This window comes from Kribbella sp. NPDC031520, from assembly GCF_055580825.1.
Window position 1 is genome coordinate 671,603 of sequence record NZ_JBVIKS010000001.1, and the last position, 18,526, is coordinate 690,128.

Annotated in this window: 20 protein-coding genes and 1 tRNA gene; 10 read left to right on the top strand and 11 right to left on the bottom strand. The window is 68.2% G+C overall.

What is annotated here, in order from left to right; genetic code table 11:
• Positions 1–17: 17 nt before the first annotated feature.
• The 4 genes from mfd to ACZ5BU_RS03315 form a co-directional block, all read right to left on the bottom strand.
• Positions 18–3,647 (bottom strand): transcription-repair coupling factor, encoded by a 3,630-nt coding sequence (mfd, locus tag ACZ5BU_RS03300; RefSeq protein WP_465695143.1) that lies wholly within the window; start codon positions 3,645–3,647, stop codon positions 18–20.
• Positions 3,644–4,219, bottom strand: coding sequence for an aminoacyl-tRNA hydrolase (pth, locus tag ACZ5BU_RS03305; RefSeq protein ID WP_465695144.1), 576 nt, complete (start codon positions 4,217–4,219; stop codon positions 3,644–3,646). The genes mfd and pth overlap by 4 nt, the downstream gene beginning before the upstream one ends.
• A gap of 45 nt (positions 4,220–4,264) precedes the next feature.
• The gene (locus ACZ5BU_RS03310) at positions 4,265–4,909 is read right to left on the bottom strand and encodes a 50S ribosomal protein L25/general stress protein Ctc (protein WP_465695146.1); all 645 of its coding nucleotides are present in this window, start codon (positions 4,907–4,909) and stop codon (positions 4,265–4,267) included.
• Between the two features lie 538 nt (positions 4,910–5,447).
• Complete coding sequence (locus tag ACZ5BU_RS03315; protein WP_465695147.1) at positions 5,448–6,209, bottom strand: DUF1932 domain-containing protein; 762 nt, start codon at positions 6,207–6,209, stop codon at positions 5,448–5,450.
• A gap of 132 nt (positions 6,210–6,341) precedes the next feature.
• Between ACZ5BU_RS03315 and ACZ5BU_RS03320 the strand changes: the two genes are divergently transcribed.
• Positions 6,342–6,821, top strand: coding sequence for a hypothetical protein (locus tag ACZ5BU_RS03320; RefSeq protein WP_465695148.1), 480 nt, complete (start codon positions 6,342–6,344; stop codon positions 6,819–6,821).
• Positions 6,822–6,872: 51 nt separating this feature from the next.
• Here ACZ5BU_RS03320 and ACZ5BU_RS03325 read toward each other — a convergent pair whose 3' ends face one another.
• The 3 genes from ACZ5BU_RS03325 to ACZ5BU_RS03335 form a co-directional block, all read right to left on the bottom strand.
• The gene (locus ACZ5BU_RS03325) at positions 6,873–7,853 is read right to left on the bottom strand and encodes a ribose-phosphate diphosphokinase (RefSeq protein WP_465695149.1); all 981 of its coding nucleotides are present in this window, start codon (positions 7,851–7,853) and stop codon (positions 6,873–6,875) included.
• Between the two features lie 34 nt (positions 7,854–7,887).
• Entirely contained in the window at positions 7,888–9,375 is a 1,488-nt protein-coding gene (gene glmU, locus ACZ5BU_RS03330) for a bifunctional UDP-N-acetylglucosamine diphosphorylase/glucosamine-1-phosphate N-acetyltransferase GlmU (protein ID WP_465695151.1), read from the bottom strand.
• Positions 9,376–9,831: 456 nt separating this feature from the next.
• Positions 9,832–10,128 carry a putative quinol monooxygenase gene (locus ACZ5BU_RS03335; RefSeq protein ID WP_465695152.1) on the bottom strand — a complete coding sequence of 99 codons (297 nt, stop codon included), beginning with the start codon at positions 10,126–10,128 and terminating at the stop codon, positions 9,832–9,834.
• A 72-nt stretch (positions 10,129–10,200) separates the two neighbouring features.
• Here ACZ5BU_RS03335 and ACZ5BU_RS03340 point away from each other — a divergent pair, with 72 nt between their 5' ends.
• Positions 10,201–10,527, top strand: a complete 327-nt coding sequence (locus tag ACZ5BU_RS03340) for a VOC family protein (protein WP_465695153.1) — start codon at positions 10,201–10,203, stop codon at positions 10,525–10,527.
• Here the strand turns inward: ACZ5BU_RS03340 and ACZ5BU_RS03345 are convergent.
• On the bottom strand, positions 10,517–11,332 hold the full coding sequence (locus ACZ5BU_RS03345; RefSeq protein WP_465695157.1) for a phosphotransferase family protein: 816 nt from the start codon (positions 11,330–11,332) through the stop codon (positions 10,517–10,519). The two genes, ACZ5BU_RS03340 and ACZ5BU_RS03345, sit on opposite strands and share 11 nt — an antisense overlap.
• A 163-nt stretch (positions 11,333–11,495) precedes the next feature.
• On the opposite strand from ACZ5BU_RS03345, the gene ACZ5BU_RS03350 reads away from it, so the two are divergent.
• The 3 genes from ACZ5BU_RS03350 to ACZ5BU_RS03360 are packed head-to-tail and all read left to right on the top strand — an operon-like array spanning position 11,496 to position 13,907.
• On the top strand, positions 11,496–12,692 hold the full coding sequence (locus ACZ5BU_RS03350; protein WP_465695158.1) for an MFS transporter: 1,197 nt from the start codon (positions 11,496–11,498) through the stop codon (positions 12,690–12,692).
• A 10-nt stretch (positions 12,693–12,702) separates the two neighbouring features.
• Positions 12,703–13,665, top strand: coding sequence for a threonine ammonia-lyase (locus tag ACZ5BU_RS03355; protein WP_465695159.1), 963 nt, complete (start codon positions 12,703–12,705; stop codon positions 13,663–13,665).
• Entirely contained in the window at positions 13,665–13,907 is a 243-nt protein-coding gene (locus ACZ5BU_RS03360) for an NUDIX domain-containing protein (RefSeq protein WP_465695161.1), read from the top strand. The genes ACZ5BU_RS03355 and ACZ5BU_RS03360 overlap by 1 nt, the downstream gene beginning before the upstream one ends.
• 71 nt (positions 13,908–13,978) lie before the next feature.
• On the opposite strand, the gene ACZ5BU_RS03365 is transcribed toward ACZ5BU_RS03360, so the two are convergent.
• Positions 13,979–14,326, bottom strand: coding sequence for a hypothetical protein (locus ACZ5BU_RS03365; protein WP_465695162.1), 348 nt, complete (start codon positions 14,324–14,326; stop codon positions 13,979–13,981).
• 156 nt (positions 14,327–14,482) lie between these two features.
• Between ACZ5BU_RS03365 and ACZ5BU_RS03370 the strand changes: the two genes are divergently transcribed.
• Positions 14,483–14,644, top strand: coding sequence for a hypothetical protein (locus tag ACZ5BU_RS03370; RefSeq protein ID WP_465695163.1), 162 nt, complete (start codon positions 14,483–14,485; stop codon positions 14,642–14,644).
• 165 nt (positions 14,645–14,809) lie between these two features.
• Here the strand turns inward: ACZ5BU_RS03370 and ACZ5BU_RS03375 are convergent, their stop codons facing one another.
• Positions 14,810–15,217, bottom strand: coding sequence for a hypothetical protein (locus ACZ5BU_RS03375; RefSeq protein WP_465695164.1), 408 nt, complete (start codon positions 15,215–15,217; stop codon positions 14,810–14,812).
• Between the two features lie 391 nt (positions 15,218–15,608).
• Between ACZ5BU_RS03375 and ACZ5BU_RS03380 the strand changes: the two genes are divergently transcribed.
• Together ACZ5BU_RS03380 and ACZ5BU_RS03385 are read left to right on the top strand one after the other, a co-directional pair.
• The gene (locus tag ACZ5BU_RS03380) at positions 15,609–16,064 is read left to right on the top strand and encodes a hypothetical protein (RefSeq protein ID WP_465695165.1); all 456 of its coding nucleotides are present in this window, start codon (positions 15,609–15,611) and stop codon (positions 16,062–16,064) included.
• A 42-nt stretch (positions 16,065–16,106) separates the two neighbouring features.
• Positions 16,107–16,571, top strand: coding sequence for a hypothetical protein (locus tag ACZ5BU_RS03385; protein WP_465695166.1), 465 nt, complete (start codon positions 16,107–16,109; stop codon positions 16,569–16,571).
• Positions 16,572–16,587: 16 nt separating this feature from the next.
• Here the strand turns inward: ACZ5BU_RS03385 and ACZ5BU_RS03390 are convergent.
• A tRNA-Gln gene (locus ACZ5BU_RS03390) sits at positions 16,588–16,659 on the bottom strand.
• Between the two features lie 122 nt (positions 16,660–16,781).
• Between ACZ5BU_RS03390 and ACZ5BU_RS03395 the strand changes: the two genes are divergently transcribed.
• Positions 16,782–17,777 (top strand): acyl-CoA desaturase, encoded by a 996-nt coding sequence (locus ACZ5BU_RS03395; protein ID WP_465695168.1) that lies wholly within the window; start codon positions 16,782–16,784, stop codon positions 17,775–17,777.
• A gap of 71 nt (positions 17,778–17,848) precedes the next feature.
• Positions 17,849–18,490 carry a TetR/AcrR family transcriptional regulator gene (locus tag ACZ5BU_RS03400; RefSeq protein WP_465695169.1) on the top strand — a complete coding sequence of 214 codons (642 nt, stop codon included), beginning with the start codon at positions 17,849–17,851 and terminating at the stop codon, positions 18,488–18,490.
• The last annotated feature ends 36 nt before the right edge of the window (positions 18,491–18,526 follow it).

An 18,526-nucleotide genomic window follows, 5' to 3' on the forward strand; every position in this document is an offset into this window, starting at 1 on the left:
CGTATCTCTCAAAGGTCCTACGCCGGCACCACAATAGGTTCGGCGATCACGTCGTCGATCAACCGGGTGCACCACTGCAGCAGCTCCTGGTCGCGGAGCGGCTGCCCGCCGATCTGCCGGGTGGCAGGTCTCGGCACCAGAATGGTATGCAACTGCGGCTTCACCAGACTCTTCGGGTACAGCCTGTTCAGCCGCAGCACCTTCGAGTCGGGCAGCTCGACCGGCCCGAACCGGATCAGGTTGCCCTGCAGCGTGACGTCGTGCAGCCCGGCCCGGCGGGCGTGGTTGCGGAACTTCGCCACCTCGATCAGGTTCAGCACCGGCTGCGGGATGTCGCCGTACCGGTCGTGCAACTCCTCGACCAATTCGGCGATGCCCGCTTCGTCGCGTACGGCGGCCAGCCGCTGGTACATCTCCAGCCGGAGCCGCTGCGACGGGATGTAGTCGTGCGGCAGGTGCGCGTCGATCGGCAGCTCGATCTTGACCTCGGGCTCCTCCGCCTGGGTGTCGCCGCGGTACTCCGCGACCGCCTCGCCGACGAGCCGTACGTACAGGTCGAAGCCGACGTCCGCGATGTGCCCGGACTGCTCGCCGCCGAGCAGGTTGCCGGCGCCGCGGATCTCCAGGTCCTTCATCGCGACCGCCATGCCACCGCCGAGGTCGGCGTGCTGGGCGATCGTCGCCAGCCGGTCGTGTGCGGTCTCGGTGAGCGGTTTCTCCGGCGGGAAGAAGAAGTACGCGTACGCGCGCTCGCGGCCCCGGCCGACCCGCCCGCGCAGCTGGTGCAGCTGGGACAGGCCGAGCAGGTCGGAGCGCTCGACGATCATCGTGTTCGCGTTCGAGATGTCGATGCCGGACTCGACGATCGTCGTACACACGATCACGTCGGACTGCTTCTCCCAGAAGCCCTGGATCACGTTCTCGAGCGTGTGCTCGTTCATCTGGCCGTGCGCGACCGACACCCGCGCCTCGGGGACCAGCTGACGGATCCGGGCGGCCGCCTTCTCGATCGTGTTCACCCGGTTGTGGACGACGAAGACCTGACCCTCGCGGAGCAGTTCGCGCCGGATCGCGGCGGTCACCTGGTGTTCGTCGTACGCGCCGACGAACGTCAGCACCGGGTGCCGTTCCTCCGGCGGGGTGGCGATCGTGGACATCTCGCGGATGCCGGTGATCGACATCTCCAGCGTCCGCGGGATCGGCGTCGCGGACATCGTCAGCACGTCGACCGCCGTACGGAGCCGCTTGAGCTGTTCCTTGTGCTCGACGCCGAACCGCTGCTCCTCGTCGACGATCACCAGGCCGAGATCCTTGAACTGCACCTCGCCGGACAGCAGCCGGTGCGTACCGATCACGACGTCCACGGACCCGTCGGCGAGCCCTTCGAGCGCGTCCTTGGCCTCACGGTCGGTCTGGAACCGCGACAGCGCGGCGACGTTCACCGGGAACGCGGCGTACCGCTCGCTGAAGGTCGCGAAGTGCTGCTGGACGAGCAGCGTCGTCGGCACGAGTACGGCGACCTGCTTGCCGTCCTGCACCGCCTTGAACGCGGCCCGTACGGCGATCTCGGTCTTTCCGTACCCCACGTCACCGCAGACGATCCGGTCCATCGGCATGACGCGTTCCATGTCGTGCTTGACGTCGTCGATGGTGGCCAGCTGGTCGGGCGTCTCGACGAACGGGAACGCATCCTCGAGCTCGCGCTGCCACGGGGTGTCCTTCGCGAACGCATGTCCCTTGGTCGCCTGGCGGGCCGCGTACAGCTTGATCAGCTCGCCGGCGATCTGGCGGACCGCCTTGCGGGCGCGGCCCTTGCGCTTGGCCCAGTCGCCCCCGCCCATCTTGTCGAGGGTCGGCTGCTCGCCGCCGACGTACCGCGTGACCTGGTCGAGCTGGTCGGTCGGTACGTACAACCGGTCGCCCGGCTGGCCCCGCTTACTCGCCGCGAACTCGATCACGACGTACTCGCGGGTGGCCCGCTGCGACCCGGTGCCGACGGTCCGCTGCATCATCTCGACGTACCGGCCGACGCCGTGCTGTTCGTGCACGACGAAGTCGCCGGGCTGCAGCTCCAGCGGGTCGATCGTCTTCTTCCGGCGCGACGGCATCCGTTGCTGGGAACGGCGTTCGGCCACCGACCGCTGGCCGGCCAGGTCGTTCTCGGTGAGTACGGCGAACTTGATGCCGTCGGCAATGAACCCGTGCTCGAGCTGCCCCTGCGAGATCAGTACGACGCCCGGGTCGGGGATCTCCTCGATCCCCTCGACCACCCGCGCCGGCAGCTCCGCCTCGGAGAACACCTCGGCCAGGCGCTGGGCCGGACCATGACCTTCGGTCACACAGACGACCCGCCAGCCGTCGCGCAGCCAGCCGCGGATGTCCTCGGCCGCCTGCGCGGTCTCACCGCGGTACGGATCGACCTCGTGGACCGCGAGGATCCTGCTGGTGACCGCGCCGGTCTCGGTGTCGATGTCGAACGCGACCCGCTCGCCCATCGAGTCCCGCAGCTCCGGGGCGTCGACGGGCGCGGCCGCGAACGGCGACAGGCTCCACCAGGCAAGACCCCTGCCGAGGGCCTGCGAGCGGACGTCTCCCAGCGACATGTACGCCGCCGCGCCCAGGTCGATCGGAGCCTCGCCGCCACCGGCGGCCGCGGCCCACGACGCCTCCAGGAACTCCTGGCTGGTGGCGACCAGGTCGTGCGCCCGGGCGCGGACCCGCTCGGGGTCGCTGACGACGACGTGCGTACCGGCAGGCATCAGGTCGACGAGCAGCTCCATGTCGTCGACCAGCACCGGCGCGAGCGACTCCATGCCCTCGACCGCATGACCCTCGGCAAGCTTCTCGAACAGCTCGGCCAGCTCGGGATGTTCCTTCGCCAGCACGGCGGCACGCGCGCGGACCTCGTCGGTGAGCAGCAACTCACGGCAGGGCGGCGCCCACAGACCGTGCTCGGCGATCTCCAGCGAACGCTGGTCGGCGACCGCGAAGTACCGGATCTCCTCGACGTCGTCGCCGAAGAAGTCGACCCGCAGCGGGTGCTCCTCGGTCGGCGGGAACACGTCGATGATGCCGCCGCGGACTGCGAACTCGCCGCGCCGCTCGACCAGGTCGACCCGGTGGTACGCCGCGCCGGCCAGCCGTTCGACGACGTCCTCGAGCTCGACCGAGTCGCCGACGTGCAGTTGTACCGGCTTCAGGTCGGCGAGGCCCGCGACCTGCGGCTGCAGGACGGACCGCACGGGCGCGACCAGGATCCGGATCGGCCCGGTCGTCTCGTCGGACGGATCCGGGTGCGCCAGCCGGCGCAGTACGGCGAGCCGGCGGCCGACCGTGTCCGACCGCGGGCTCAACCGCTCGTGCGGAAGGGTCTCCCAGGCCGGGTAGTACGCGACGGTGCCCGGCTCCTCGACGAGGCACTGCAGCGCCTCGGTGAGCTCCTCGGCCTCGCGGAACGTGGCGGTGACAGCGAGGACCGGCCGGTCGGCGCCGTTCTGGGCCGCGGCGATCGCGGCCAGCAGGACCGGGCGCACCGGGCCGGGCGCGCTCAGGTCGAGGGTCGTGGCGCCCTCGGCGCGGGCGTCACGAACGGCCTCGGACACCACCGGATCGGTGATCAGGGTGTCGACCAGACCGCTCAGTTTCACGAGTTGTACTTCCCTTGGGTTGACTCCAGGCCGTCGGTGAGCAGGGACTCGACGGCGTCCGCGGTCCGGTCCACGGCGAACGGGAGGTCCTTGCGTTCGGCCGCGGAGAACTCGTTGAGGACGAAGTCGGCGGGCGCCTGCCGGCCCGGCGGACGACCCACACCGAACCGGACTCGATAGTACTCACCGGTGCCAAGCGATTTCCGTACCGATTTCAGCCCGTTGTGGCCGTTGTCGCCGCCACCGAACTTGCACCGCAGGACGCCGAAGTCGATGTCCAGCTCGTCGTGCACGACGACCAGGTTGGCCGGGTCCAGCTTGAAGAACTTCAGCAGCCCGGAGACCGGGCCGCCGGACTCGTTCATGTACGAACGGGGCTTGGCCAGCACCGTTCGCAGGCCGCTGATCCGGGTCTCGATCACCTCGGCCTTGACCTGCTTGCTCTGCTTCCACTTCGCACCGGTCCGGGCGGCCAGCTCGTCGGCGACCAGGTGCCCGATGTTGTGCCGGGTGCGGGCATAGGAAGGGCCGGGATTCCCTAGTCCGACGACCAACCACACGTCGTCCGCCACGGATCCCGGCCCTCCTGAAGTTCGGCTGCTGATGCCGAGTGCAGACTACTCGGCCGCTGCGGTCACCGGCTCCTCGGCTGCGGTCGGCTCGTCGCGCTGCACGCCGGCCTCGGCCTCGGCCTCCGCCATCTCCGCGTCGACCTGCTCGGCGGTCGGCTGGGCGGTCACGTTCACGACCAGGGTGTCCGGCTCGATGGCCAGCGTGGTGCCGGTCGGGAGCTGGAGGTCGGAGGCGTGCAGCTGGGCGCCGATCTCCAGGCCCTCGATCGACACGGTGACGCCGTCGGGGATGTGCGTCGCCTCGGCCTCGACCAGGATGCTCGGCGCCTCGAGCACGACCAGCGCGTCGCTGACGGCCTCGCCCTCGAGGTGCACCGCGATGTCGACGTGGACCTTCTCACCGCGCCGCACGATGACCAGGTCGACGTGCTCGATGAAGCCCTTCAGCGGGTCGCGCTGGACCTGCTTCGGCAGCGCGAGGTGGGACTCTCCGCCCTCGACCTCGATCATCAGCAGGGCGTTGGCGGTCTTCAGGGCCAGCATGGTGTCGTGACCGGGCAGCGTGATGTGCACGGGGTCACTGCCGTGGCCGTAGAGGACGGCGGGAACCTTGTTCTCCCGGCGGATTCGGCGGGCAGCCCCCTTGCCGAACTCCGTACGTGATTCGGCTTGGATCTTGACCTCGGCCACGACTGAACTCCTCAAAAGCGTTGCGGTGATCTGTTGTCTGGATAACTCGGCTGCGGCCTCAGCGGGCGCCTGCTGACCCCGGAGAAGGCGTCAGGCAACGAACCACCGCGTCGATCACGGAGCCGCGCCCAACAGTTCTCGGGGGGCGTCCCTCGCCGAGGCAACCAAAACAGTCTACCCACGAGCCCGCCCAGACGGGAAATCCGTCGCACGACGGATCTTTGCTCCCGGTCCGGCGCCGCGGAAGTGACCCGTTTCCGCCGCCCGTTCGGTACGTTGCCGGGGTGATCTCGCCGTACATCCCCTAGGCCGGTGTCCACAACGGTCGCGGGATGTGTGTGCTCGACTACAACTATGTGGTCAGCAACGGCAACTCCCAGTCGACGCACACCGGCAACTTGGTCGTGCTGACACACCTGACTGCCGCCACCGGCCCAGCAGCCGCCGGGTCGTGGAAAATGGCGGAGAATTCGCGCCTCTGTTCACGACTCGACGAAGGGGGCGGAGCCATTCGCCACGACTCGGCGGGGCTTCGGGGTCAGGTGAGCTTGGTCCAGATCTGGCGCAGGGCGCGGGCTGCGTCACCTTCGAGGCCGGCGTCGGCGAGGGTTTCGGCTAGTTCGTCGAACTCGGGGCCCCAGCGCCAGGCGACCGTACGGAGCTGGTCCGGGAGGTTGGGGTCCTTCAGGGAGTTGGCGTCGGCGCGGGTGTGCTGGGCGACCAGGGCATCGGTGACGCCGTGCTTCTCGGCGAGCTGGAACGCGAGGACGGCGAGGGCCGCCTTGCCCTTGTTGTAGAGCGCGTACGACGACTTCGCCGCACTGGCCGCACCCGGTTCCGCGCCGACCACCATCGGGGTCACCGCGGTACCGGCCCACAACGCCGCGACCTGGTCGGCCGCCGTACCGGACAGCATCAGGTGGGTCGGACTCGGCCCACCGGTCGGCGGCGGCCCGACCACGCCCGCGTCGACGAAGGTCGCCTCGGGTACGGCGGACTGCGCCTCACGGAGCGAAATGGGCGACAGCGGGTTCGCCTCGACGTACAGGCCCTTGAAGCCCGCACGCCCGACCTGCTTCGCGATGTCGACGGCGCCCTGGGGCGCACACGAGCAGAGCACCACCTCCGCCTGAGCGATCGCTTCCGCGAACGGCGTACCGATCAGACCGGCCTCCTCGGCCCGCGCCTTCGTGGCCTCGCTGCGACCCTCCGGGACCCAGTGCACCTCGTGCCCGGCCACGACCAGCTGGGCAGCCAGCTTCGACCCCATCGCACCGGGGTGGAACACAGTGATCCGCATGCGGCATCCGATCGTTCGATCCGGTCTGTCACCGCCAAACCTATGTCAGTGACGGTGCGGATCGAACCGTTGCCAGCTCGCCGTATCCGGGTGCAGCGTGGAAGGAACAGCGGCTCTCAGGGGGAGGGTTCCATGAGCGAGAACGCGTTCGGGCGCCGTCAGGCGCTGAGGGGTGCAGGAATTGCCGCAGGTGGTGTCGCGGTCGCCGGTCTGGCGACGGCCACGCCGGCGGCGGCCGACAGCGGCGGCGGGTTGCTCGGAAGCTGGTTCTGCGTACGGCAGGACGACGGCACGACCGACAAGATCCAGCTGGTACTGAGCTTCGCCGGCGGCGGGGTGATCGTGTCGCACGACATCAGCCCGGCCTCGGCGCCGTTCACCGGGACCTGGTCGTCGCAGGGGAAGTCGTTCCGCGTGACCATGTGGACGGGAACCCCCGGTGACCAGGGTCCTGACTCGGTCGGACCGACGATCCGGGTGCGGGTGTGGGGCTCGGTGTCGCACGGGAAGCTCACGGCGAAGTACCGGTTCACCGTGTTCGCGCCGATGAGCTCGACCCAGGTCCTGGCCTCCGGCACCGGGAAGGTGAGCGGGCGCCGGATCACTGCCTGAGGATGTCCCCGGCGCCGGTCTTCTCGGAGCCGGCGCCGGGTGACGCTGGGATCAGGCGCGGCCGTCGAAGAGGCTGGTGACCGAGCCGTCCTCGAAGACCTCACGGATCGCCCGGCTGATCAGCGGCGCGATCGACAGCTCGGTGAGCTTGTCGAAGCGGCGCTCCTCGGCGATCGGCAGCGTGTTCGTGACGATCACCTCGCTGGCCTGGCAGTTCTTCAGCCGGTCCACCGCGGGACCGGACAGGATCGCGTGCGTGGCCGCGATCACGACACCAGCGGCACCCTCGGCGTACAACGCGTCGGCGGCCTTGGTGATCGTGCCCGCGGTGTCGATCATGTCGTCGACCAGGATGCAGACCCGGCCCTTGACCTCGCCGACGACCCGGTTCGCGACGGTCTCGTTCGGTCGGTCGATGTCGCGGGTCTTGTGGATGAAGGCCAGCGGCGCGTTGTTCAGCCGGGCCGACCACTGCTCGGCCACCTTGATCCGGCCGGCGTCCGGCGAGACCACAGCCAACTGCTGGTCTCCGTACTTCTGCCGGACGTAGTCGCTGAGGATCGGCAGCGCCATCAGGTGGTCCACCGGGCCGTCGAAGAAGCCCTGGATCTGCGAGGTGTGCAGGTCGACGCAGATCAGCCGGTTCGCACCCGCGGTCTTGAACAGGTCGGCCATCAGCCGGGCCGAGATCGGTTCCCGGCCGCGGTGCTTCTTGTCCTGCCGGGCGTACCCGTAGAACGGGAGCACGACCGTGATCCGCTTGGCCGACGCCCGCTTCAGCGCGTCGACCATGATCAGCTGCTCCATGATCCACTCGTTGATCGGTGAGGTGTGGCTCTGGATCACGAACGCGTCGCTGCCCCGGACCGACTCCTCGAACCGGACGTAGATCTCACCGTTGGCGAAGTCGTACGCCTGGGTCGGGACGAGACCCGACCCGAGTTCGGTCGCCACCTCCGCGGCGAGACCGGGATGCGCCCGGCCGGAGAAAACCATCAGGTTCTTCTCGGTGGTTCGTTTCATCCCGCTCATCGCCCGCGCCTCCCGTTGTCCTTCGCTGTCCTGCTCAGGCCTGCTGCTGGTCCGGCACGGCGTCCGGTTGAGTGTCCGGCTTGGTGTCCGGCTGATCCGTCAGCGCCGCCTCGGCGGCCGCGGCGGTCTTCGTACCGGCCCGCTTGCGCGCGACCCAGCCCTTGATGTTGCGCTGCCGCCCGCGGGCGACCGCGATCTCGCCCGGGCCGACGTCCTCGGTGAGCGCCGTACCGGCCGCCAGGTACGCGCCGTCCGCGATCGTCCGCGGTGCGACCAGCACCGAGTTGCTGCCGATGAACGAGTACTTGCCGACGTGCGTCGGGTGCTTCGCGACGCCGTCGTAGTTCGCGAAGATCGTGCCGGCGCCGATGTTCGCGCCCTCGCCGATGGTCGCGTCGCCGGCGTAGGTCAGGTGCGGGACCTTGGCGCCGTCGCCGATGGTGGAGTTCTTGGTCTCGACGAAGGTGCCGATCTTGCCCTTCACGCCGAGCTTCGTGCCCGGGCGCAGGTACGCGAACGGGCCGACGGACGCGCCGTCGCCGATCACCGCGAGGGATCCGTGGGTCCGGATGATCGTGGCGTTCTCGCCGACCTCTACGTCGGTGAGCGTGGTGTCCGGGCCGATCGACGTACCGCTGCCGACCACCGTCGCGCCGTGCAGCTGGGTGTTCGGCAACAGGGTGACGTCGCGGGCCAGGTCGACGGTCTGGTCGACCCAGGTGGTGTTCGGGTCGACGATCGTGACGCCCTCGCGCATGTGCTTGACGAGCGTACGGCGGTTCATCTCGGCGCGGAGCGTGGCGAGCTGGAGGCGGTCGTTCACGCCCTCGGTCTGCATCGCGTCGTCGGTGACGTGCGAGCCGACCCGCTTGCCGTCGTTCCGGGCGATGCCGAGGACGTCGGTCAGGTACAGCTCGCCCTGCGCGTTGTCGGTGGTGAGGCGGCTCAGGCCGTCACGCAGCGTGGCGGCGTCGAAGACGTAGATGCCTGCGTTGATCTCGTCGATCGCCCGCTGCTCCGGGGTCGCGTCCTTGTGCTCGACGATCGCGGCGACCGTACCGTCTTCGTTCTTGATGATCCGGCCGTAGCCGGTCGGGTTCGGGACCTGGGCGGTCAGTACGGTGACCGCGTTCCCGTCCTTGTCGTGCGCGGCCACCAGCTCGTGCAGCGTCTCCGCCTCGAGCAGCGGGACGTCACCCGACGTGACGATCACGGAGCCGTCGAAGCTGTCCGGTACGGCGGTCAGACCGGCCCGTACGGCGTCGCCCGTACCCAGCTGCTGCTCCTGAACGGCGGTCCGGGCCTCCGGGTCGACGCTCTTCAGGTGCTCCTCGACCAGTTCGCGGCCGTTGCCGACCACGACCACGAGATGTTCGGGGGTGAGCGCCCGGGCGGTGAGCACGGCATGACCGACGAGACTGCGCCCGCCGATCTCGTGCAACACCTTCGGGGTCGCCGATTTCATCCGGGTACCCAGACCGGCGGCCATGATGACGACCGCCGCGGGACGATGGGAAGTCACGCGGTCTTCTCCTCGAGTTCCCTGCGAGTTCTTTCAACCAGTATCAGCACAGGCACCCGAAACAGCGCCCGCGCAAGCCTACTTGCTCCCCAGAACCACCACCCCCCACCCCACCCGAGACCGATCTCACGCCCCACCGCACCCGCGCACGCACCGCGCCCCCGCCGCGCCCGCACCGCGCCGGCCAGCCGCCCGCCGCACGCGCCGCACCCGCACTCCGCCCGCACCGCACCGCGCCCCCACCGCACCGCGCCCGCACCGCGTCGGCCCGCCGTGCCCCACCGCACTCCCGTCGCGCCCGCCGCCCGCCGTACGCCCGCCTCGCCCGCCGACGCCCGCGGCACGCCCGCCTCGCCGCGGCCCGCCGTACGGCGAACTGACGACACCCGCCGGGGTCGGACGACAAGCTATTGGTTGTCGCGCGACCCCGACGGGTGTTCCCGGTCCGGGTTCGGGTCAGGTCTCGTAGCGTTCGAGGGTGGGGGTGGTACCGGGTGCCCAGAGAGCAATGAGGCGCTCGAGCGGTTCCGCGTTGCGGGTGCGCTCAGCGGCCATGTGTTGTTCGAGGAGGGCCTGGGTGGTCCAGCGCTCCAGGAGCAGCACCATGTCGGGGTCGTCGAGGCTCTGGAACAGCTCGTACTGTTCACAGCCCTCTTCGGCGAGCACGGTCTGCTGTACGACGCCGAACGCCGTACGGAAGTCCGCCGCCCGCCCGGGCGCGACCTGGATAGTGATGACGTGACGAACAGCCATGAACCCTCCTAGCGAAACCGGACCGATCCAGTATCAGCACCCGAGGGGGCGATCTCTGCCAACCTGGAAACCATGGCACTCACCCTCGGAGCAATCGTCCTGAACGTCCCCGCCAACGGACCCGCCGCCGCATTCTGGCGCGAGGCACTCGGCTTCACCGCCCAGGCCGGCAACCCCGACTTCTTACTCCCACCAGCGAACGCACGCCCGACCCGGCTCCACCTCGACGAGACCGACCGCACCCACCTCGACCTCTGGGTCGAGAACTCAACCCAAGAAGCCGAGGTCGAACGCCTCATCGACCTAGGCGCCGAACGAATCGAGTGGACCTACCCACCAGCCGCCGACTTCGTCGTACTGAAGGCTCCCGACGGGACGGTCTTCTGCGTCATCTCGTGAGCAGCGCGGTCACTTCGGGCGTGTTGAAGAGCTTCGCGGTCAGCGGTACGTGGCTGTCGCGGCCGTACGGGTCGTCGTCGTGGGCGTTGGCGATGAGCAACAAGTACGCACAGCGGTAGACGAGCAGCTGTACGGCGTCGTACCCGAGCCTGTTCACGAACGCCGCGTCGTACGCCGCCTCGATCTCGCGGGCTCGCGGTGACCACAGGTCGATGACACTCGCGGTCGCGGCCGCCTCGAACACCGGGTCGCCGGCCATCGTGAGCAGCCCGAAATCGAGCAGGCTCACCGGGCGAAGGTCCTCGTCGACGAGGACGTTGCCGCTCGTGACGTCCCCGTGGACGAGCCACGCCGCGGGCTCCTTCATCTCCTCGATCAGCTTCAGCAGCGTGCTGACCTTCGTGTCGAAGTCGTCGATGACGGGCGCGAGCTGATCCCAGAACCGCTCGGTACGCCTGCGCACGAGCCCAGCGAGCGCTTCCACCCAGGACATGTTCGCCGGCCGGAACGGATCGGTCTCGTCCAGCACCGCCATCCGCACCTCCGGCGCCTGGACCTGCGAGAGCGCCTCGACGACCTCGACCACGCAGTCTCGCGCCCGCTCCCACCCCGGCTCGCCGTACGGGACCGCGACCGTGTGCAACGGCACCCCAGGCAACTCGTCCTCGATCGTCACCCAATGCGCTTCCGGCCGCTGTACCTCGAGAATCCGCGGCGTCGCGTACGGCAGCTGCCCCGCGATCTCGTCGTACAGCTCCTGCAAAGTCCGCAGCTCCGGCTCCTTTCTGTCGGTCGGCCCTGACATGCTCCGCGCATTGGGTCAGTTCGTGCGTGGTGCAACCTCGCCGCCTGAAAACCAGTGGCGCGACACCGCGGCGCCGTTGAGAATCTGCGGAACTTTGTTCTCTTTGTCCGGCCGTCCGGTGAGGCGGTGTGTGTCCTGTGAGGCACGAGAAGGAGATGATTTCGTGGGACGTTTCGGCCTGCCCGAAGGTCCGGTCAGATCACTGGCCGCGGCCGGGCTGTTCAACAACATCGGCGACGGCGCGTTTGCGACCGTCAGCGTTGTTTATCTGGTGCGGTACGCCGGACTTTCGGCTCACGAGATCGCGCTCGGGTTGACCGTCGCCGGGGCGGTCGCGCTGCTGGTCGGCGTACCACTGGGGATGCTCGCTGATCGGGTCGGTGCGCGGCCGGTGTTCGTCGGGCTGTGCCTGGTCGAGGGGTGCGCGGTCCTCGCGTACGGCGTGGTCGCGGACTGGTGGTCGTTCCTGGTCGTTGCCGCGCTCGCGGTGACGGCGACGCGGGCTACAGCCGGTGTGCGGAACGGGTTCATCGCGCAGCTGACGACTGGTGCCGAACGGCTGCGCGTCCGTGCGTACCTGCGATCCGTGAACAACACCGGCACCGCGATCGGCGCGGGACTCGGCGGGCTGGCGCTACTCGGATCGTCGGGTGTGCAGCTGCGGGTGCTGCTGGTCGGGGATGCGCTGACGTTCGTGATCGTGGCAGTTGTGGTCAGCCGGATCCCTTACCGCCGTACGCGTTCGGCTCCGGGAGGACTTCGTGGCGTGGTCGGCAACTGGGCCTTCCTCACCGCGAGCCTGTCGCAGGGCCTGCTGTCGATCAACAGCACACTGCTGACCGTCGCGCTGCCGCTGTGGATCGTCACGCGCGGCATAGTCCCGAACGCGACGATCAGCCTCCTCATCGGCGGTTCGACCGTGCTCGGCATCCTCCTGCAAGTGCCGGTCAGCGGCCTCGCGGACAGCCCGCGCGGGGCGGTACGCAGTACGGCTGCTGCTGGAGTGCTGGCCGGATCGGGTTGTCTGATCTACATGACGTCCGCGGGTGCAGGGCGTACGGCGGCGTTGGTGCTGCTGTGCGCTGGAAGCGCCGTACGACTCTTCGGCGAACTCCTGCAGACGTCGGGCGGCTGGTCGATGTCGTTCTCGGCTCCACCGCCGGGCCGCGAGTGTACGTACCAAGCCGTCTACTCGAGCGCCTTCACAGTCGCCACCGCACTCGGCCCGGTCCTCGCCGGCTGGATCGCGTCACGCCCCGATGGTCACGGCTGGCTGACCGCCGCCGGCCTCTTCCCCGTGATCGGGTTGCTAGCAGCAACCACCAGCGCCTCCGTCTTCCGCCGACGCAACGCCACATAGGATCCGCCCCGTGCAAGAGACCCGCCTCAACCTGAACCGGATCCGTGCGGCGCGACAGGTGATCGACCCGGTGTTCCTGGACACCCCGTCGTACCGGTGCGAGGCGCTGGAACCGCTGCTCGGCTGTGAGCTCACGATCAAGCTCGAGACCGCCAATCCCGTACGTAGCTTCAAAGGCCGGGGCACCGAGGTCGTGGCCGATCACCTGATGCGCACCAACTCGAGCGCGGTCGTCTGTGCCAGCGCCGGCAACCTGGGCCAAGCCCTGGCCTGGTCCGCCCGGCACCGCGCCTTGGACGTCACGGTGGTCGCCTCCCGCTTCGCGACCCCTGCCAAACTGGACCGCATCCGCGCGCTGGGCGCCACGCTCGAACTCGTGGACGGCGACCACGAACTGGCCCGCGACCGAGCCGCCGCAATCGCCCACCACAACGGAATCCGCCTCCTGGAGGACAGCCTCGACCTGGAAACCTGCGAAGGCGCCGCCACCATCGGCCTCGAACTCGTCGACTCCTTGGCGCCGAACGCCGCCGTACTGATCGCGCTCGGAGGCGGGGCGATGGCGACCGGCATCGGCTACGTACTGAAGATGCTGGCCCCACACGTCCAGGTGATCTGCGTACAGCCGCACGGTGCGCCCGCGATGACCCGCTCCTGGCACCAGCGCCGCGTCGTCACCACCGAAACAATCGACACGATCGCCGACGGTGTCGCCGGCCGGCGCCCCATCCCCGAGGTCCTCGACGACCTCCTCATGGTCGCCGACGACGCCGTACTGGTCCAAGAATCCTCGATCCTCACCGCCATCCGCCTGCTCCACGACCACGCCGGCCTGATCGTCGAGCCGTCGGCCGCCCTAGGCGTAGCCGCAATCCTCGAATCCCCCGCCCGCTTCACCAACCGCCCCATCACCACCGTCATCTGCGGCAGCAACGTAGACCAGGCCAAGTACCGGGAATGGCTCACCACCTGATGCCCCGCCAAGCCGTGAAACTCCTCCTACTGGACGAGCAGAACCGCGTCCTGCTGATCCACTCCCGGAACACCGGCGGCGAGGTCTGGTACCCGGTCGGCGGCGGAATCGAACCCGGCGAATCCGTGCAACGGGCCGCCACCCGAGAGGCCCACGAGGAAACCGGCCTCCGCAACCTTCCTGAAGGCATCCACGTGTGGTCGCGCGATCACACCTACGAGTACGACGACCGGCATGCATAACCGCACCTCGCCGTACACCGCTCCCCCACGATCGTGCACCCCGCCGCGCAGCCGCCGAACCGTGATCCCGGTCAACTCGCGACCGTCGCCCGGATCTCCGCCGCCAGCAGCTCGATCGCGCGCTGGTCCTGCTCCGGCGTCAGCGGCCCAAGGCCCCGTATGTTCTCCGCTTCATCCCCCAACGCCTCCAGTAAGAGAACCCGCGGCCACCAGACCGACCCGCTGTCGTGCCGCTCGACCACCTGGGCCTGCAACCGCGGGTGAATACTCTCCGCCTGCGCAAGATCGAAACCACTCACCAACGCCACCGCCTGCTCGTACGTAGCCCGCCCCACGTACATCCCAAGCCGCTTGAACACGACGTCAACGACATACGCCCAGTCCCGCGGTGGATCCTGAACCACAACCTGATCGTCCACAACGCCAGTCCTACACGTCACGTACGACTCCCGCACCGCATGTCGGCCACGGCGTACCGACGAGAGATACTTGTGTGTAAGCATCCGCAGATGACACCGGGATTCCCCTGCAAGCACTTCTCGATCGGTCTGCCGGATGCTGCGGAGGACCAGTCGTTGACCGCCCTGTTCAAGCACGTTGCCGACAAACTGGCCGAATACGATCCGATCAGCATGGATGACCTGATCGCGGTAGGTTTCGAGACCGAACTGAGAGCCGACGCGACCTTCCGCGGCACCTTCACCATCGTCTACGCCGACGACACCGAATCGTCGTGAAGCTGCGGCGTCGAGTCGTGGATAGAGGTCATGATTTCCGCTTGCGACCGACCAGAATCCACGACTCGGCGGGTCACAAGACGATGGCGTGCGGGACGGGCCCGGAAGCCGGGCGCACACATCATCGGTCGCTGAGCGCGCGCCACGATGCTGCCGGGCCGGTGCCTAGCACGATTCCTCGATGACGAGTATTGAGCGGTGGTCGTTCGATTTGAATTCGGCGGCCGCGAAGTCGGTTTGATCGTCAGTCGGGGGACTACCGCCTGCGGGCTTGAGGTAGGGCCGGATCCTCGCCAGGAGGTTCTCCCGCTCCGCGGTCGGTACTTCCCTGACCTTGTTTGGATAGATGTGCAGCACAGGCACAGCCGGGTCCCGGATCAAGTGCTCGAGGCGGCTCCACCGCAACCCATCGCCTCGCATCTGCCAAAGTGTGCCGCTCTCGTCGATCAACTGAAGGTCCCGGATCGGCGACCGGATCTCCATCGGCAGTCTGCCGGGTTCTCCGGACGCGCGGACCTCCTCGACCACGTCAGCAAATGCCGGTGGCTGCTCCATCTTCCGCTTGTGCCCCACGCATCCATCATGGGGCCCACGAGTGTCGGTCGAGCACGAAGATCCTGATGCGCCGTCGACGGCGTTCGCGGAGCAGGCTCCCGGGGTCACGTTCGAGCAGAGTCTGGATCGCCACAGCTGCCTGAGTGGGTCCGGGCGGCGCCTGGTGGTGTGTGGGAGAAGAATGAGCACGCGGCGGCTCAGGTATGGGTTAGCTGTCCGTGGAGGCACCTCCGAGCCTACGAATCTCCGGATCGTCGGACCCTGTCCGCGGCCGTCCACGCGTTCCGTTAGCAAATCCGTTAGCAACCAGGGCGGCATAGTTGGTTCCATGAGCGATCGACCTGGTGACGCCGGACCTGGTTTGATCCTCGTCTCGGCATCTGCGCGTGGGACTTGGCGAGGAGCTGTCATGCTCTCGTCGGTCGGGCTTGTCTTCCTCACGGTTGGGATCGCGGTCGAGACCCTCGGCCTGGTGGTCTTCGGTGTCGCGGTCGTGCTCGCCGGGCTCCTCCGAGCGTGGTGGTGGGCCAAAGTGTGCGCAACAAGCCAGCTCGTCGACGACGGCAAGCATTTGGTGTGGATGTACCGGGGCGATCGCCGCGAAGCCGTGGCCTGGGCCGACCTGCGGCATGTGTTGCTCCAGCGGTGGGCACGTCAGCTTGTATGGGCGGTTGGCCCAAAGTCAGGTGGCCCGTTCCCATTTGTTCTCGTCGATTCTCGCGCCGATCCACCGCCCTCTGGCCTCCGGCATTTGGCTGAGGTCATGATCATCGATAGCGCCCAGCTCCAGGCGGCTGATCAGTCTCTGGCAGACGCTTGCCGACGGCACGGCGTTACCTATCACGGACCCGACTCAGGCTGGTGAGGTCTGAGGCCATGAGTGATAGCTCGGGTGGAGGTGAGTGTCATGGTTCCGAAGGATCCTGATGGCCCGGTGTTGGGGGAGGTCTGGCCGACGGCTGAAGATGAGGCGGCTCAGGCGGTGAGGCGGTGGCTGGACGAGAACCCCAGTACCAACGCCGGCAGCGTTCGGATTCTCGGCGACCACAAGACCGTGGTGGTCTATTGGAAAGGCGATCCGCCGGCTGAGTTGGAGCAATTCGTGGCAGGGCAACCAGTGCCGGTGAGCATCCGCGAGGCTGCCTACAGCAGGGCCGAGCTGGTGGCCGCTGCCAGATCGCTGATTGAGGCCAACAAGGGCGTCATCAGCTCGGCCGGGCCGAACCATGATTTCTCCGGCGTGGGGATCACGCTCAGCTCCAAGGCACCGGAGACGGCGCTGGCGGCGCTCAGGGCGCAAAGCGCGGTGCCGATCGAGTTCCGCGGGGTTCAGGACATTACGTACGGACCCCCGAGGTCAGAAACGGTCTGACCTGGGGTTCTTGTTGCTCCCCCGCCAGGTTTCGATCCTGGTCTTCGAGATTCAAAGTCTCGCGGGCTGCCGATTACCCCACGGGGGATCGTGGTTGCCGGGACAGTTTGCCATGAGTGGGGTGGATGACACGCCTGAGGGGTTCCTTACCTACGGGGCCGTAGGTTACGGTGGCGTAGGTAAGGACCGCTGAGCGAGGGAAGAACAGTTATGACTCCACCCACCGCGACCCTGCCGGACGCGCCCACCCGCACCGTGTCCGTCGACGACGTCGACACCGGGACGCTGGGGGGTGAGCAGAAGAAGCCCTGGGAGCAGGTTGCGCTGGCGCTGTTCATCGGGATTCCGTTCCTGGCGGTACTGGCAGCGGTGCCGATCGCGTGGGGCGGGTTCCTCGGCTGGCACGACGTCGTACTCGCGGTCGTCTTCTACACGATCGCCGGCCACGGCATTTCGATCGGATTCCACCGGCTGTTCACGCACAAGTCGTTCAAGCCGAACCGGCCGCTGAAGTACGCGCTCGCGATCGCCGGCTCGCTGGCGATCGAGGGGCCGGTGATCCGCTGGGTGGCGGACCACCGCAAGCACCACAAGTTCTCCGACCGCGACGGCGACCCGCACAGCCCGTGGAAGTACGGGAACACGCTGGGCGCGCTGACCAAGGGCTTCTTCCACGCGCACGTCGGCTGGCTGTTCGACACCGAGCAGACTCCGCAGCGGCAGTACGCGCCGGACCTGCTGAGGGACAAGGACGTCGTCCAGGTGTCCCGGATGTTCCCGCTGCTGGTAGCCGTGAGCCTGCTCGCGCCGGCCGTCATCGGTGGCCTCTGGTCGTGGTCGTGGACCGGTGCGCTGACTGCGTTCTTCTGGGCCAGCCTGGTCCGGATCGCGCTGCTGCACCACGTCACCTGGTCGATCAACTCGATCTGCCACACGATCGGCGACCGGCCGTTCAAGAGCCGGGACAAGTCGGGCAACGTGTGGTGGCTGGCGATCCTGAGCCAGGGCGAGTCGTGGCACAACCTGCACCACTCGGACCCGACCTGCGCGCGCCACGGCGTACTGAAGGGCCAGCTCGACACCTCCGCCCGCTGCATCTGGTTCTTCGAGCAGCGCGGCTGGGCGAGCGACGTCCGCTGGCCGGTCCGCGAGCGGCTCGAGGCCCGTCGTACGGACGCGACACCGCGCACGCTCAAGGCAGCGTGAGAAGCGGCCGGACCGGAAAATCTCCCACCGGCAACACCCTGAGTACGGCATGATGCTGACGTGATCACGACGTGACGGAACCCAAACCGCGGCGGTCCGGCCGGATCCGGATGACCAGTGCCGAACGTCGCGAGCAACTCATCACGATCGCCCGCGGCCTGTTCGCGCAGAAGGGCTACGAGGGCACGTCGGTGGAGGAGATCGCGGCCCGCGCCGAGGTCTCCAAGCCGGTCGTGTACGAACACTTCGGCGGCAAGGAAGGTCTGTACGCCGTCGTCGTCGACCGCGAGGTCCGTGCGCTGCTCGACGGTGTCACGCGGTCGCTGACGGCCGGCCGCGCGCACGAACTCGTCGAACAGGCGGCGCTCGCGCTGCTCGACTACATCGAGAACAACTCCGACGGCTTCCGGATCCTGGTCCGGGACTCGCCGGTCGGGTCGTCGACCGGTTCGTTCATCTCGATCCTGAGCGACGTCGCGACCCGGGTCGAGCACATCCTGGCCGAGGAGTTCAAGCGCCGCGGCCTGGAACCGAGGAACGCCCCGATGTACGCGCAGATGCTGGTCGGCATGGTCGCGCTGACCGGCCAGTGGTGGCTGGACGCCCGCAAACCGAAGAAGCAGGACGTCGCCGCCCACCTGGTCAACCTTGCCTGGAACGGCCTGAGCGGCCTGGAAGCCAAGCCCGTCCTCTCCACGAGACCGCACAAGTAACCGACCCCGGTCGTACGCCGACATCAGCCCGCGGCA